This window comes from Pseudovibrio sp. W74 (genome assembly GCF_001623085.1).
Classification (GTDB): domain Bacteria; phylum Pseudomonadota; class Alphaproteobacteria; order Rhizobiales; family Stappiaceae; genus Pseudovibrio.
Genome location: NZ_LMCJ01000012.1, coordinates 1,131 through 1,911 on the forward strand (window position 1 = coordinate 1,131; position 781 = coordinate 1,911).

A 781-nucleotide genomic window follows, 5' to 3' on the forward strand; every position below is an offset into this window, starting at 1 on the left:
GTTGGCAATCTGCATGTACACCCACAAACTACAGCATGCTCACAAACGCCTCCTCAGCCAACGCGCTCATCGACCATATGTTGTGAGTGCCGCCCTGCTGCTTAGCTCTGGGTACCGGATCTTCGCTTCGCTTGTCCGGCATGACGGCGAGGGTGGGCGTGGAGCCTAAGTCCCCACCGCCGTCTTCCCGCACTTGATGCGGGATCCAGCCGGAACTCACCTCTGATAACGGCCTAGCCAGATCGCGCGATTGGCAACCTGCATCTACACACTAACTACAGCATGCTCACAAACGCCTCCTCAACCAACGCGCTCATCGACCATACGCTGTAAGCGCGACCCTGTTGCTTAGCTCTGGGTACCGGATCTTCGCTTCGCTTGTCCGGTATGACGGCGAGGGGCGTTTAGGCAGATTAAGCCCCCACCGTCGTCTTCCCGCACTTGATGCGGGATCCAGCCGGAACTCACCTCTGATAACGGCCTAGCCATATCACGCGATTGGCAATCCGCACCTACACACAAACTACAGCATGCTCACAAGCGCCTCCTCAACCAACGCGCTCATGAGGTATACGCTGTGAGTGCCGCCCAGCTGCTTAGCTTTGGGTACCGGATCTTCGCTTCGCTCGTCCGACATGACGGCGAGGGCGGGCGTGGAGCATAAGTCCCCACCGCCGTCTTCCCGCACTTGATGCGGGATCCAGCCAGAACTCACCTCAGATAACGGCCTAGCCATATCACGCGATTGGCAATCCGCACCTACACACAAACTACAGCATGC

The 781-nt window shown here is 58.3% G+C and carries 1 protein-coding gene; it reads right to left on the reverse strand.

Annotated features, from left to right (window positions below; all coding sequences use genetic code 11):
- Positions 1-523 precede the first annotated feature (523 nt).
- The coding region (locus tag PsW74_RS08915) for a hypothetical protein (protein WP_206599919.1) at positions 524-781 on the reverse strand (258 nt) is incomplete at its 5' end.